Annotated in this window: 14 protein-coding genes; 3 read left to right on the top strand and 11 right to left on the bottom strand. The window is 40.4% G+C overall.

The features are described from left to right. Positions 1-468: 468 nt before the first annotated feature. On the bottom strand, positions 469-1,335 hold the full coding sequence (locus tag ABES52_RS04760; RefSeq protein WP_429649463.1) for a nucleotidyltransferase-like protein: 867 nt from the start codon (positions 1,333-1,335) through the stop codon (positions 469-471). A gap of 159 nt (positions 1,336-1,494) precedes the next feature. Here ABES52_RS04760 and ABES52_RS04755 point away from each other — a divergent pair, with 159 nt between their 5' ends. Then, positions 1,495-1,848 (top strand): YgzB family protein, encoded by a 354-nt coding sequence (locus ABES52_RS04755; RefSeq protein WP_429649462.1) that lies wholly within the window; start codon positions 1,495-1,497, stop codon positions 1,846-1,848. A 49-nt stretch (positions 1,849-1,897) separates the two neighbouring features. On the opposite strand, the gene perR is transcribed toward ABES52_RS04755, so the two are convergent. From perR to ABES52_RS04730, 5 genes are all read right to left on the bottom strand, one after another. Continuing rightward, positions 1,898-2,341 carry a peroxide-responsive transcriptional repressor PerR gene (perR, locus tag ABES52_RS04750; RefSeq protein WP_429649460.1) on the bottom strand — a complete coding sequence of 148 codons (444 nt, stop codon included), beginning with the start codon at positions 2,339-2,341 and terminating at the stop codon, positions 1,898-1,900. 90 nt (positions 2,342-2,431) lie between these two features. Then, complete coding sequence (locus tag ABES52_RS04745) at positions 2,432-2,983, bottom strand: cob(I)yrinic acid a,c-diamide adenosyltransferase (protein ID WP_429649458.1); 552 nt, start codon at positions 2,981-2,983, stop codon at positions 2,432-2,434. Between the two features lie 2 nt (positions 2,984-2,985). Further along, entirely contained in the window at positions 2,986-3,936 is a 951-nt protein-coding gene (locus tag ABES52_RS04740; protein ID WP_429649456.1) for a D-2-hydroxyacid dehydrogenase, read from the bottom strand. A gap of 214 nt (positions 3,937-4,150) precedes the next feature. After that, positions 4,151-4,627 (bottom strand): thioredoxin-dependent thiol peroxidase, encoded by a 477-nt coding sequence (gene bcp / locus ABES52_RS04735; protein WP_429649454.1) that lies wholly within the window; start codon positions 4,625-4,627, stop codon positions 4,151-4,153. Between the two features lie 78 nt (positions 4,628-4,705). Next, positions 4,706-5,074 carry an ion channel gene (locus tag ABES52_RS04730; RefSeq protein WP_429649473.1) on the bottom strand — a complete coding sequence of 123 codons (369 nt, stop codon included), beginning with the start codon at positions 5,072-5,074 and terminating at the stop codon, positions 4,706-4,708. Positions 5,075-5,270: 196 nt separating this feature from the next. Here ABES52_RS04730 and ABES52_RS04725 point away from each other — a divergent pair, with 196 nt between their 5' ends. Next, positions 5,271-6,566 (top strand): glutamate-1-semialdehyde 2,1-aminomutase, encoded by a 1,296-nt coding sequence (locus tag ABES52_RS04725; RefSeq protein ID WP_429649452.1) that lies wholly within the window; start codon positions 5,271-5,273, stop codon positions 6,564-6,566. Positions 6,567-6,974: 408 nt separating this feature from the next. Further along, on the top strand, positions 6,975-8,057 hold the full coding sequence (locus ABES52_RS04720) for an FUSC family protein (protein WP_429649450.1): 1,083 nt from the start codon (positions 6,975-6,977) through the stop codon (positions 8,055-8,057). A gap of 47 nt (positions 8,058-8,104) precedes the next feature. Here the strand turns inward: ABES52_RS04720 and nikC are convergent, their stop codons facing one another. From nikC to ABES52_RS04695, 5 genes are all read right to left on the bottom strand, one after another. Beyond that, a complete protein-coding gene (gene nikC / locus ABES52_RS04715; protein WP_429649448.1) occupies positions 8,105-9,007 on the bottom strand; it encodes a nickel transporter permease in 903 nt (300 codons plus the stop codon). Positions 9,008-9,033: 26 nt separating this feature from the next. Continuing rightward, on the bottom strand, positions 9,034-10,038 hold the full coding sequence (locus ABES52_RS04710; protein WP_429649446.1) for an ABC transporter permease: 1,005 nt from the start codon (positions 10,036-10,038) through the stop codon (positions 9,034-9,036). A gap of 64 nt (positions 10,039-10,102) precedes the next feature. Next, a complete protein-coding gene (locus ABES52_RS04705; protein WP_429649444.1) occupies positions 10,103-11,725 on the bottom strand; it encodes an ABC transporter substrate-binding protein in 1,623 nt (540 codons plus the stop codon). A 47-nt stretch (positions 11,726-11,772) separates the two neighbouring features. Continuing rightward, a complete protein-coding gene (locus tag ABES52_RS04700; protein ID WP_429649442.1) occupies positions 11,773-12,738 on the bottom strand; it encodes an ABC transporter ATP-binding protein in 966 nt (321 codons plus the stop codon). Then, complete coding sequence (locus ABES52_RS04695) at positions 12,735-13,721, bottom strand: ABC transporter ATP-binding protein (RefSeq protein WP_429649440.1); 987 nt, start codon at positions 13,719-13,721, stop codon at positions 12,735-12,737. Before ABES52_RS04695 ends, ABES52_RS04700 begins: the two co-directional genes overlap by 4 nt. Positions 13,722-13,977 lie beyond the last annotated feature (256 nt).

The raw sequence follows: 13,977 nt of genomic DNA, 5'->3' as shown, positions 1-13,977 counted from the left end.
GAGCCAGGATCAAACTCTCCGAAAAAGTTTGAATAAGACTCAAATTCATTGACGTTGACGCTTCGTTTTGTTTAGTTTTCAAGGATCAATCGCTCTCAACAGCGACTTTTTCATCTTATCATTCGGTCAACTTGATGTCAACCGTTTTTTTCTCGATGTTTCTTTGTCGTTCATCAGCGACGTCTACTAATATACCAGGACGACAATAATACGTCAACACCTTTTTAAAAAATTTTATCAAAAAAACTTTTTAACCCTCTTTAAATTGATTCTAACCAGCATCAAAAGCTTGATTTTTTTGAATCCTTATTTTTTGAATCCTTAATGGATGTAAAAGTGCTCTACCGCCTAAAATTACACTAGTAATGTATATGAATATTATTTTTGGGACTATATAACCTTTTCTCTTGCACCCAACAACCAATCGAATAAAAAAGGAGATGTTCCAAAAGAACACCTCCTTTTGGTTTATTCAACCACTCGATAGTAGCGGTGATAAAGTCCTTGTCCTTTCGTTTCTACTTGGAGAACTTCAACAAAATGCTTGTCAATCAAATATTCAATTAACACCGGTAAATCAACCGCATAGTTTTTCACTTCTTCATGGGTTAATAAATCATTAATGGTCCAATATTCTTTTTGTTTGAGTAGATCTAATAAATGGGCTGCCCCAATTTTCGTGCGAGAATGAATTAAAAATTCACTTGCTAAAAATAGGAGTTCCAACCGCTTTGGAAGCGGTTCGTCACTATTCACTAACTCATCATACAGTTTAAATATTTCCGGTCCAATTTGTCTTACTTGATTCCATACCGTTACTTCTGGGTGAAAGCCTTGTTCAATCACTTCTAATCGGGCTAAATGATGTAATGAATGAACGACATGATTAAAAGCGTCTAAATAGTGGTTGTTATCATAAAATGTTTTTCCATCCATGTACCGACGAATTAATTTGGCAAATTCGATGGCCATTTTCAGCTTACGGCCTTGAAATGGAAATTCACGAAGCTCGGTCCGTAATTGGGATACGTATTCGTTTCGGTCAAAAAGCACTTTTCCGTTCAATAACCAATCAATCAAACGACGGTTTGAACCTAACAGGATCCATTCATTGATTTGTTGTTCCGTCACAACAAATAACGCAGCTTTTTGATGATTATATTGATAATGTTTGACAAACACTGGCTGTTCCGCATCTTTAACGATGGTCAATAATACAATGTCAAACAAATCCGTAATCGGTCTTGCCTTTTGTCGTTTTTCAACCATTAACACACCAAGCGTTTCCGACTGACTCGCCCGTTCTTGATAAATCGGGCGAAGGATATCTTCCATATCAATTCCTCCATATACAGATTATAAGGTTATTATTTCGACACATATTTTAATATTCCTTCTATATCATAAGCCTAAATTCGACAAAATTCGCAACCATTTTTTTTCTCTTTTCCAACAAAAATATGGTATAGTTAATATGTTTAGGAGGGTGATTTTGTGGCGAAATATTCGAGTAAAATCAATAAAATTCGCACATTTGCGTTAAGCCTTATATTCATTGGATTTATTATTATGTACGTAGGAATCTTTTTTAAAAGCACACCATTATTAATGACACTCTTTATGTTACTAGGTGTGTTAGCCATTATTGGTAGTACGGTCGTATACTTTTGGATCGGGATGCTTTCAACAAAAGCTGTCAAAGTCATTTGTCCTTCGTGTGGGAAAACAACAAAGATGCTCGGACGCGTAGATATGTGTATGTATTGTAATGAACCTTTGACATTAGACAAGGAATTAGAAGGAAAAGAATTTGATGAAAAGTACAACCGAAAAAAAAGAAATAAATAATGTAAGTAAGAATAAAAAAAGAATTGTTCGTCCATCGAACAATTCTTTTTTAATGCGCTTCTTTCTTTTGACATTCAGGGCACGTTCCGTAAATCTCCATCCGATGATGGGATACTTTGAATCCCGTTACATGCGATGCGAGTTGCTCGACTTCATCAAGACCAGGGTAGTGAAAGTCAACGATTTTCCCACATTCCTCGCAGATGATGTGATAATGGTCCGTTGTAACGAAATCAAAGCGACTAGAAGAATCCCCGTACGTCAGTTCCTTCACAAGCCCTACTTCCCGGAACACACGCAAATTATTGTAGACAGTAGCTACACTCATATTTGGAAATTTTCCTTCTAGCGCTTTATATATATCATCCGCTGTTGGATGTGACATGGATTCAATTAAATATTCAAGTATCGCATGACGTTGTGGAGTAATACGGACTCCTGACTGCTTTAACGTTTCCATGGCTTCTTTTAAAAGATCTTGTGACACCGCCATGCACCCCGTTTCTAGGAAGAATTCTTACTTTATAATCTTTATAAATAGTGTACTCATGTAAACAGGATTTTGTCAATATTGTCCCCATTCTTACGACTTATGAAGCGTCTTTTCTTCCGCTCCTAAACGTAAGTTAATCAAACGCGCAGCTATGAATAAAAAGTCAGATAAACGATTTAAATAAGAAAGCACCAATGGATTCACCCCTTCCCCAATTGCGACCGCATGACGTTCCGCCCGCCGAACGACCGTACGTGCTGTATGTAGAGCCGCTCCAGCCGGATGTCCACCTGGCAAAATAAAGTTCGTTAACGGTGGTAAATGGGCACTCCATTCATCAATGATCCCTTCAAGTTCATCAATATCTTCTTGATGCAGTTTCCATTTCACTTCTTTCCCACTTGGTGTGGCCAATTCGGCTCCGACATGAAAAAGCGTCGTCTGGATCTTATGGAATATGTGTTCAATTTGCTCTTTTTCCTTAAAAAATTCATTTTTTAAATAGCTTAACGCCAAGCCAATCATCGAATTCGCTTCATCACATGTTCCATACGCTTCTACACGTAAATCACTTTTTGGTACACGTGTTCCATAAATTAAGGATGTTGTCCCTTTATCACCCGATCGTGTATAGATTCGCATGATTAATACCCCCTCATCACATCAATCACATTTAAATAATTTTCCCTATTATTTGTATAGGAGTGTAAGTTATGTTTAAAAATTTCAAACGCTCGCGGTAAATAACGTTGAGAAATACTTGAAATATGCGGCGTTATTGTCACATTTTCCATCCTCCAAAACGGATGATCTTCTAAAAGAGGCTCCTCTTCAAACACATCTAACACGGCATGCGCAATTTCCCCTGTTGTTAAAGCTTCATATAAGACATGGCTTGCGATAAGATCGCCACGACCAATATTCATAAAACACGCACTCGATTTCATCGCTTGAAAATGTTCCCTCTTCAATAAATATTTTGTTTCATTTGTACTCGGTAATACGGAGACGATAAAATCAGCTGTTGGCAACACATGAAGTAAATAATCAATCGGATAACATTCATCTACATGAGGAACCGCTTGCCCGGAGCGATTCACCCCAAGAACATTCATTCGAAATGCTTTCGCTAAGCGGGCGATTTCTTGACCAATGGCTCCCGTTCCTATGACTAAAAGCGTTTGATCAGCCAGCTCGCCAAACGGTAGGCGACGATTCCATGTCTGTTCTTGCTGCTGATGATGCATAACGGTAAATTGTTTCACATAATTTAACATCATCCCTAATGTGTACTCGGCCATTGGAATAGCATGAATGCCTCGAGCATTGGTAACGAGAATCTTTTTTTCAGCAATCAAATCGAATGGTAGTTTTTCGACTCCAGCCGACATAACCATGATCCATTGAAGAGAAGATGCCTGGTGAATGATTTCTTTTGTTATATCTTCCCCATAGGTTACCAACACTTCGATTTTCGGTAAAATATCCCAACCATCGCTAATCGGTTTGACAAAATGGAACGTAATGTGTGGAAAATCGCGTTGAATTTCTTCCTTCAGGTTTTGTGGGCAAGAGTGAGTAAACATGATGTCCATGTGGCTTCTCCTCACTTATAATCATTGTATGTATTAGCTTTATTGTACCATTTTCTTAACAGTTAGAAAATTAAAACACTTAATAAAAAAAAGGATCAAGAAGTTGCTTGATCCCTAAAATGAGTTAGTCTGAGGAGGTATGCCCTACTTTTAACTTATTCAAACCGGTCGCACAGTGAATAGTTTAACGCCTTTACTTTGAAAAATAGGCTGCTTATTCGCTTAAATGGTCTTTAATATATTGAAGAGCTTCTTCCACGTGTCCCTTTACTTTTACTTTACGCCACTCTTTAACGATTTTTCCTTCTTTATTAATAATGAACGTTGAACGCTCAATTCCCATGTATTCTTTACCAAAGTTTTTCTTTAATTTCCACACACCGTAAGCTTCGGCTACTTGGTGATCTTCATCAACGAGAAGTAAAAATGGTAACCCATGTTTTTCAACGAATTTTTCATGACGTTGTAATGGGTCCGGACTTACTCCTAAAATGACCGTATCAAGGTCGCTAAATTGGTCGTGAAAATCACGGAAATCACACGCTTCTGTCGTACATCCTGGTGTCATATCTTTCGGATAAAAGTATAGAACAACATGTTTTTTTCCACGATAATCGGATAATTTGACCTTTTCTCCATTGCTTGCGAGCAGTTCAAAATCTGGCGCCATTTGCCCAACAGCTACACTCATTCCCTTGTCCCTCCTTAAAATACTCTTTTCCATAAGAGTAACGGATGAGGGCAAAAAAGACAAATTTTCCAACGCTACCTATGAACTTTCCCGGTCAATCACGGAACGGACGACAAAAGCAGCGGGAATCGTATAACCAATAAATGCTTCGATGAGCGCCAAAGCCCGTCCAATTCCAATCGGAACAATGTCTCCATAACCGACCGAAAATAAAGTAACCGAACTAAAATAAAAATTGGTCGCTAAACGCTCCACTAATGACCCGGAAATAGGAGAGCCGTTTTCTAATAAAATCACACCTACTTCTAATTCAATGACTAAATAAAGCAGTCCAAATCCCATCATGATGGTTCCATATAAAAACGCCAGCACGAGTAAATTCTCAAAGGATAAAATTTTTCCTCGAAACGTTGTCGGTAAAAATAACGTACGGAAACTCATCCACATACAGAATAAAATGATGCCAAGAAAAAGACCAAACACACCAATCCCTTCTTTACCAACAGCCTGACTTGTCCTTGCTTCATTTTACGCTTCAAAGGATTTGATTATGATTTTTATTTAAGCGTTTCCGCCATTTGCAGGAATTTCACAACAATACTACAATAGTAATGAATTTTTTTACCTTTAGGAGGAACAAACCATGCAATTTACGAAGTCCGAACAATTGCATCAAGAAGCATTACAACATATCGTGGGTGGCGTAAACAGCCCGTCCCGTTCGTATAAAGCTGTCGGTGGCGGCGCTCCTGTTACGATGGAGCGTGCACAAGGTGCGTATTTCTGGGATGTTGACGGCAACCGCTATATCGATTACTTAGCAGCTTATGGACCTATTATTACAGGTCATGCCCATCCGCACATTACGGAAGCGATTAAAAAAGCGGCGGAAAATGGGGTGTTATACGGAACTCCAACTCGTCATGAAATAACATTTGCCAAAATGTTAAAAGAAGCGATTCCTTCTTTAGAAAAAGTTCGCTTTGTTAATTCCGGAACAGAAGCGGTGATGACAACCATTCGAGTTGCTCGTGCTTACACCGGTCGCGACAAAATTATTAAGTTTGCCGGATGCTATCATGGACACTCTGACCTCGTCCTTGTCGCAGCAGGTTCCGGACCTTCTACATTAGGAACACCGGATTCTGCCGGGGTACCACAAAGTATTGCGCAAGAAGTCATTACCGTTCCTTTTAACGAAATTGAACCGTTCCAAGAAGCGTTAGAAAAATGGGGTGACCAAGTAGCGGCTGTGCTTGTAGAGCCGATTGTCGGAAACTTTGGAATCGTTGAACCGAAACCTGGCTTTTTAGAAAAGGTCAACGAACTGACCCATCAAGCTGGAGCTCTTGTTATCTACGATGAAGTCATTACCGCCTTCCGTTTCATGTACGGAGGAGCACAAGATTTACTTGGAGTGAAGCCAGACTTAACGGCATTAGGAAAGATCATCGGCGGTGGCTTACCAATCGGGGCGTACGGTGGACGTCAAGACATTATGGAAAAAGTTGCTCCGCTCGGTCCTGCTTACCAAGCCGGAACCATGGCCGGAAACCCTGCATCCATACAAGCCGGCATTGCCTGCTTAGAAGTGCTAAAACAAGATGGGGTATACGAATATTTAGATCGCCTCGGCGAGATGCTTGAAGAAGGCATTTTACGCGCTGCTCAAAAATACAGCATTCCGATTACCATTAACCGATTAAAAGGGGCACTTACCGTTTACTTTACAAACGAAAAAGTATACAACTACGCTCAAGCAGAAGCGACCGACGGTGAGATGTTCGCGAAATTCTTTAAACTGATGCTGCACCAAGGCATTAACTTAGCTCCTTCCAAATATGAAGCTTGGTTTATTACCATTGCTCATACAGAAGATGACATTCAAGAAACCGTTCGTGCGGTTGAACATGCTTTCCAGCAATTACAACATGCATAAAAGACAGAAAACCAAGGAGAAGAGGAATCTCCTTGGTTTTTTCTATCATATGAGTGTCCGGCTGGCATAGATTTTTCCCTTACTTGGTCCTGTCAATATAGCCGCTGCTTTGCCTATCAAGATCACCTTTCGCTTCGTCTAGTTTCTACTCTTGGAATTTCCCCTAATTTCCGAAACTCTGTCCGCAAATTCTAAAAATGTGTCCGATAATTTGTCACAATCCGCATCAATGTATCTACAAGTTCCAACTATCTGCGTCGATCGTGAGTTGTTAAAAAAATTTTACATTTGTCTTAAAAAATTCACCGTTTTATCTCTTGAAATTCTTACATACCCGTTGTATAGTACATTATTATTTCAGGAATACCAATAGCACAATGAGAAAATAGAAAGGAATTAAACAGAATCATGAAACTCGGTGCCCGCATTATTAAAACGGGAATTGCCATCATTTTAGCTTTATTTGTTGCCGAATGGCTTGAGCTTCCATCCCCTGTCTTTGCAGGGATCGCGGCGGTATTTGCGGTTCAACCAACAATTTACCGCTCGTATTTATCAATCATTGAACAAATTCAAGCGAATATCATCGGAGCTATCATTGCGGTATTGTTCGTCTTATTTTTCGGGAACCATGTCTTTTTTGTCGGACTCGGAGCCATCATTGCGATTACGATTATTTTAAAACTTAAAATTGAAAATACGATTGGCTTAGCCTTAGTCACATTAATCGCCATTATGGAAGCACCGAATGAAGACTTTATACAATTTGCTCTGATCCGTTTTTCAACCATTATGCTCGGTGTTTTTTCATCATTTCTCGTAAACTTGATTTTTTTACCACCGAAATACGAAACGAAATTGTATCATCGCATCATACATGTGACGGAAGAAATTTTAAAATGGATACGACTTAGTACGCGTCATGCATCAGAACACAACTTATTGAAAAAAGATATTGAAAAACTAAAAGAAAAGCTGATGAAAGTCGATCAGGTGTACTTGTTGTATAAAGAAGAGCGTAACTATTTTAAACAAAATGAACGGGCAAAAATTCGTAAGCTCGTCGTCTTTCGGCAAATGATCTCCAGCACTCGCCGAAGCTTTGAAGTTTTAAAAAGGTTGAACCGTTTTGAAAATGAATTTTATCAACTACCAGAACCGATTCAAAAAACGATTCAAGAAACATTAGATTGTTTATTAACATACCATGAACAATTACTGCTTCAGTTCATTGGGAAAGTAAAGCATGCCCGTGACGTGGATCAAACCAACATGCTCTGCTTTACCCGAAAAGAACTAATGGAAATGTTTCTACGCGAAATTGAGACCCATCGACTCGACGGTGACTTCCAGCCATATCATTTACCGAGCTTAGTCTCAGCGATACTCGAATACAACGAACACTTAGAGCATTTAGATACACTCATTTGCAGTTTTCATTCCTATCATAAAAAAGACAACGAAATCACGATTAATGAAGAAGAGGAATAATAAAGGGACGTGTATAGTACGCGTCCCTTATTTTTTCTATAACTAGCTTAGTTTTTCATCCGCGGATCGAGTGCATCGCGTAAGCCATCGCCCATTAAGTTAAAACCAAGAACGGTAAGCATGATGGCAAGACCAGGGAAGATCATCGTCCACGGAGCTTGTATTAAATATGCGCGGGAATCGGCAAGCATTTTTCCCCATTCCGGTGTTGGGGCTTCTGCTCCAAGTCCTAAAAAGCCAAGAGCAGCTGCTTCAATAATGGCCGTAGCGATTGCTAATGTTCCTTGAACGATAATGGGCGCCATACTGTTCGGTAAAATATGATGGAACAATATTCGAGCATCGCTCATCCCAATCGCTTTCGCGGCCATAACGTATTCTTCTTGTTTGACACTTAATACTTTTGAACGAATAAGTCGTCCGAAGTTTGGTACATTGATGATGGCAATGGCAATTAATGCGTTTTGTAAGCTCGGACCTAATACAGCTACAACGGCAATGGCTAATAAAATACTAGGAAACGCGAGCATAATATCAAATAATCGCGAGATAATCGTATCGACCCAACGTCCGTAATACCCAGCTAAAATTCCAAGTAAGCTCCCGATAATGACCGATCCGACTACAGAGAAAAAGCCGACCCATAACGAAATACGGGCGCCGTAAATAACCCGTGAGAAAATATCCCTGCCAAAATCGTCCGTGCCAAACCAATGCTCAGAAGAAGGCGGCTGTAACCGTTCCTCTACCTCTAGTTTCTGTTCATTGATTCCTTCTGGTGCAATTAACGGAGCAGCAATCGCAATAACGATAAAAAAGAGAACAATGGCAGCTCCGACGAGGGCGATTTTATTTTTACGAAAGGTTTTCCACGCTTCTTTCCAAGGAGAAGAGACTTCTTCTTCTTGGACGACGACATTAACATGTTCATTTGGTGCTAATTCTGCCATAGTAAGTCCCCCCTTAGATTAAGTGATTAGTTATATTTAATTCGTGGGTCAATGGCTGCATAAAGGAGGTCAACAATTAAGTTAATAAACACGAAAATCGTGGCAACGACTAAAATGCCAGACTGAATGACTGGATAATCACGAAAACTAATGGCGTCATAAATATAACGTCCAATTCCCGGCCAACCGAAGATGGTTTCCGTTAATATCGCCCCGCCAAGAAGTAAGCCCATTTGCAAACCGATGACCGTTAAAATCGGAATGACTGCATTTTTTAACGAATGTTTGTACACAACCCAGAACATTCTCATTCCTTTCGCACGTGCAGTGCGAATGTAATCCGAGCGCATCACTTCGAGCATGCTCGAACGAGTCATTCGGGCAATGATCGCCATTGGGATCGTAGCAAGGGCCACACTTGGAAGAACTAAATGTTTTAACACTCCTACTAACTGATCGTATTGTCCGTTAATCATCGTATCTAACACATATAAATGGGTAACGGCTGTTACTGGATTCAACACATCTTCACGCCCGAATGTCGGCAGTAAGTTTAATTCAATCCCAAATATCCATTGTTCCATTAGACCAAGCCAAAAGATTGGCATGGATACTCCGACTAACGCTAACACCATTGCTACGTAATCAAACCATGAATTTTGGAACCACGCGCTAATAATTCCTGCATTCACCCCGATAAACACGGCAATGATCATCGCTGCTAACGAAAGTTCAATCGTTGCCGCTAAGTAAGGCCAAATTTCCTCTGTTACCGGTGTTGACGTTCGAATGGACGTCCCTAAATCTCCTTGGAACAGTCCAGCTAAATAATTAAAGTATTGGGTATACCATGGCTTGTCCAACCCTAGTTCTTTCGTCAACGCTTCGATGGCTTCTTTCGTTGCTTGTTGACCTAAAATGACTTGAGCTGGGTTTCCTGGAATCGCTCGGATAATCATAAAGACAATAAACGTCATCCCGAGAAGTACAGGAATTAATTGCAGTAATCGACGAATTGTATATTGGAGCATGTTTCCCACCTCTTCTGCCATATGTACAAGAGGGAAGGTATGCCCCTCCCCCCTTTATTTTGCCTTATTCAAAGTACACTTCAGATAACTCGTCTGAACCTGTTGGATGTGGTTTAAAGCCTTTTACGTTCGCTTTACCAGCAAGAACAGGTGTTGAGTGTACAAGCGGTGCCCAAGGTGCATCTTCACGGATGATTTCTTGCGCTTTTTTGTATAGCTCGTTACGTTTTTCCTCATCTACTTCTGTTTGAGCTTGGATTAAAATGTCATGTAATTCATCGTTGCTGTAATAAGTGTAGTTGTTGCTTCCGATGTTATCTTTGTCTAATAGCACGTATAAGAAGTTGTCAGCGTCTCCGTTGTCACCTGTCCAACCTAGTAAGAACGCATCCGCTTCTCCGTTACGTGCTTTTTCTAAGTAAGTAGCCCACTCAAATGACACGATTTTCGCTTTTACGCCGATTTTTTCAAAGCTTGCTTGAATCACTTCAGCAACTTTTTGACCGTCTGGCATGTATGGACGAGGAACTGGCATTGCCCATAATTCCATTTCAAAGCCATCTGGATAACCAGCTTCTTCAAGTAACTTCTTCGCTTTTTCTAAGTCGTACTCATACGGTTCGATTTCGTCGTTGTATCCAGGAATAACTGGCGGCATAGGGTTTTTCGCTGGCTCTGCCATGCCTGCATAGAATGCGTCAATAATCGCTTGACGGTCAATCGCATGATTTAATGCTTGACGAACTAAAGGATTATCGAATGGCTTACGAGTTGCTGTAAATCCTAAGTAACCAACGTTCATCGAAGGTCGCTTAAATAACTGTAAATTTGGATTTGATTCGATTTGCGGTACGTCTGTTGGGTTAATTCCGTCCGCTAAATCGATTTCACCAGTCATTAACGCATTTAAGCGTGCAGAGTTTTCAGGAATTGACTTGAAGATAATACCGTCTAGCTTCGGATATCCTTCTTTCCAATAGTTTTCGTTTTTCTCTAATACGATTTTGTCGTTACGTTTCCACTCGACAAATTTGAATGGACCTGTACCTACAGGATTTTCCGTAAATTTCTCACCATACTCTTCAAGTGCAGCTGGGCTGGCGATTCCAAATGGGCTCATCGCTAAGTTTTTCAAAAACGGTGCTTGAGGACGTTTTAATTTAAATTCAACCGTGTATTCATCCACCGCTTTTACTTCTTCGATGACGTGGCCTTCATCGCCTTTAAAGCCACCAAACATGGAAGCATAATAGTAGAATTTGTCTTTCGTACCGTTCATCCAACGTTCAAAGTTATACACCACTGCATCGGCGTTAAAGTCTGTTCCGTCATGGAACTTGACGCCTTGACGAAGGAAGAACGTATACGTTAAACCATCATCAGAAATTTCCCAGTCTTCCGCAAGACCTGGGTTAACTTCCGTGTCTTGTGGACCAAATTCTACTAACGTTTCAAAAATGTTTTTTGTTACTTTGAAAGACTCACCATCTGTTACTGTGATTGGGTCTAAGCCGACAGAGTCACCACCGCGACCGAATACTAACACTTGCTTTTCTTGCTTGTCTCCATCGTTGTTGCTAGTAGAGTCGTTGCTGTCATTGGAAGCTGAGTCAGAATTACATCCTACTAATCCGATACTTAAAATGAAGATTAGTAGAATAGCAAATAAAGAATGCTTTCGTTTCATATTGACCCTCCTTAAAATTCTAAGATTTATAGCTTCAGTTGCCCATCCTAAAAGAGATGGCAAGCAACAGAATGCCCTGGTTCTACTTCTTTAAAAGTTGGAACGACCTCCTCACACTTTTCCGTTTTAAACGGACAGCGCGCATGGAAGGCACATCCTTTAGGCGGGTTCGCCGGACTCGGAATGTCCCCTTTTAACACAATCGTTTCGCGTTTATGTTCTGGATCTGGGATTGGTACAGCGGATAAAAGAGCTTGCGTATAAGGATGTAACGGTTTTTCATATAACTTCTCACTATCGGCAAGCTCGACCATTTTCCCTAAATACATGACGCCAACCCGATCGCTAATATGTCTTACAACCCCTAAATCATGGGCAATAAAAATGTACGTTAAGCCAAACTCTTTTTGTAAATCTTGCATTAAGTTCAGCACTTGCGACTGAATGGATACATCCAGTGCTGATACGGGCTCGTCGGCAATGATCAGCTTCGGTCTTGTCATCAATGCTCGCGCAATCCCAATCCGTTGTCTTTGTCCACCACTGAATTGATGCGGATAGCGTTTGGCATAGTAACTACTTAATCCAACAACTTCGAGTAGCTCCCGAACTTTTTTCTTCCGCTCCTTTTCGTCCCCAATTCCGTGAACGATGAGCGGTTCTTCTAAAATTTTTTCCACCGTATGCCGCGGATTTAATGAGGCAAACGGGTCTTGAAACACCATTTGCAGATCGCGACGGGTTGCTCGCATGTCTTTTTTGGATAGCTTCATTAAATCTTTTCCGTCAAAAATAATCTCACCGGCTGTCGGTTCAATTAAGCGCATCAGCATGCGCCCGGTCGTTGATTTCCCACACCCACTTTCTCCGACAATTCCAAGTGTTTCCCCTTTTTTGACGGAAAACGAAACACCATCAACCGCTTTCACGTGTCCGATTGTTTTTCCAAAAATACCTCCAGTAATCGGAAAGTGTTTCTTTAAATCTTTTATTTCAAGCAATGTTTCGGTCATACGGTGACACCTGCCTTATCATGGAGAAAACAACGAGTACGGTGTCCCGACTCGGTTGTATATAGTTCAGGATTTTCCTCAAAACAGCGATCAAACGCTTGCTCACAACGGGGAGCAAAACGACAGCCGTTTTTAATGGAACCAGGTTTCGGTACATTTCCAGGAATTGAATATAATCGTTGTTGTTTAAAACGCATATCCGGAACCGATTGAATTAACCCTTTTGTGTACGGGTGTTGTGGATTTTTAAAAATCGTTTTCACATCGCCTTCTTCGACTACTTTTCCGGAATACATGACGACGACGCGATCACAAATTTCCGCAACGACGCCTAAGTCATGCGTAATCATAATGACCGCGGTATTCGATTCTTCGTTCAGCTTTTTCATTAACTGTAAAATTTGTGCTTGAATCGTGACGTCAAGGGCGGTGGTTGGCTCATCGGCAATGAGTAACTTTGGCTCACACACCATCGCCATTGCAATCATGACGCGTTGCCTCATTCCCCCTGATAATTGGTGGGGATATTCGTTCATCAACTCTTCCGCCCGTGGAAGACCCACGTGTTTCATCATTTCTATCGCACGTTCTCGCGCTTTTTGTTTACTCCATTTTTTATGTATCCGAATAGCCTCGACTAATTGGTCACCAATCGTAAATAATGGATTTAACGATGTCATTGGCTCTTGGAAAATCATCGCGATTTCATTTCCGCGAATTTGCCGCATCCTTCGTTCCGAGGCCTTCGTTAAATCCTCTCCTTTAAATAAAATTTTTCCTCCGACCACTTTCCCGGGTGGATGCGGAACTAACCCCATAATGGAAAGGGACGTTACGCTTTTTCCACATCCAGATTCCCCAACGATTCCGAGAATCTCCCCTTCATTGACGTAAAAATCTACGTTGTCTACTGCTGGAATCTCCCCATCATCGGTAAAAAATGAGGTTCGCAATCCTTCAACGGACAATAGTCGTTCTCCCATCCAGCCTATCCTCCTCTCGGTGAAAAACTCCTTGAAGATTCATTTTTTAGAATATTTGGTAACTTTATATGAACATTATACTCGACCTAAAAAATTTTTCAATACTAAATTTTCTGAACATTATTTAAAAATAGTAATTTTATCCATGTTTTAGGTTATTAAAGTGTAAATAGAATATATTTACTATTTTAGAAAAATTATTTCGTATAAAATAGACTCAAAAAAATTGTAATAATATAACAAAACCAGACGGATA

The organism is Aeribacillus pallidus, from assembly GCF_050478865.1.
Taxonomy (GTDB): domain Bacteria; phylum Bacillota; class Bacilli; order Bacillales; family JACDOC01; genus JACDOC01.
Note: the sequence above shows the minus strand (reverse complement) of the source record. Positions and strands in the feature narration are given on the sequence as shown.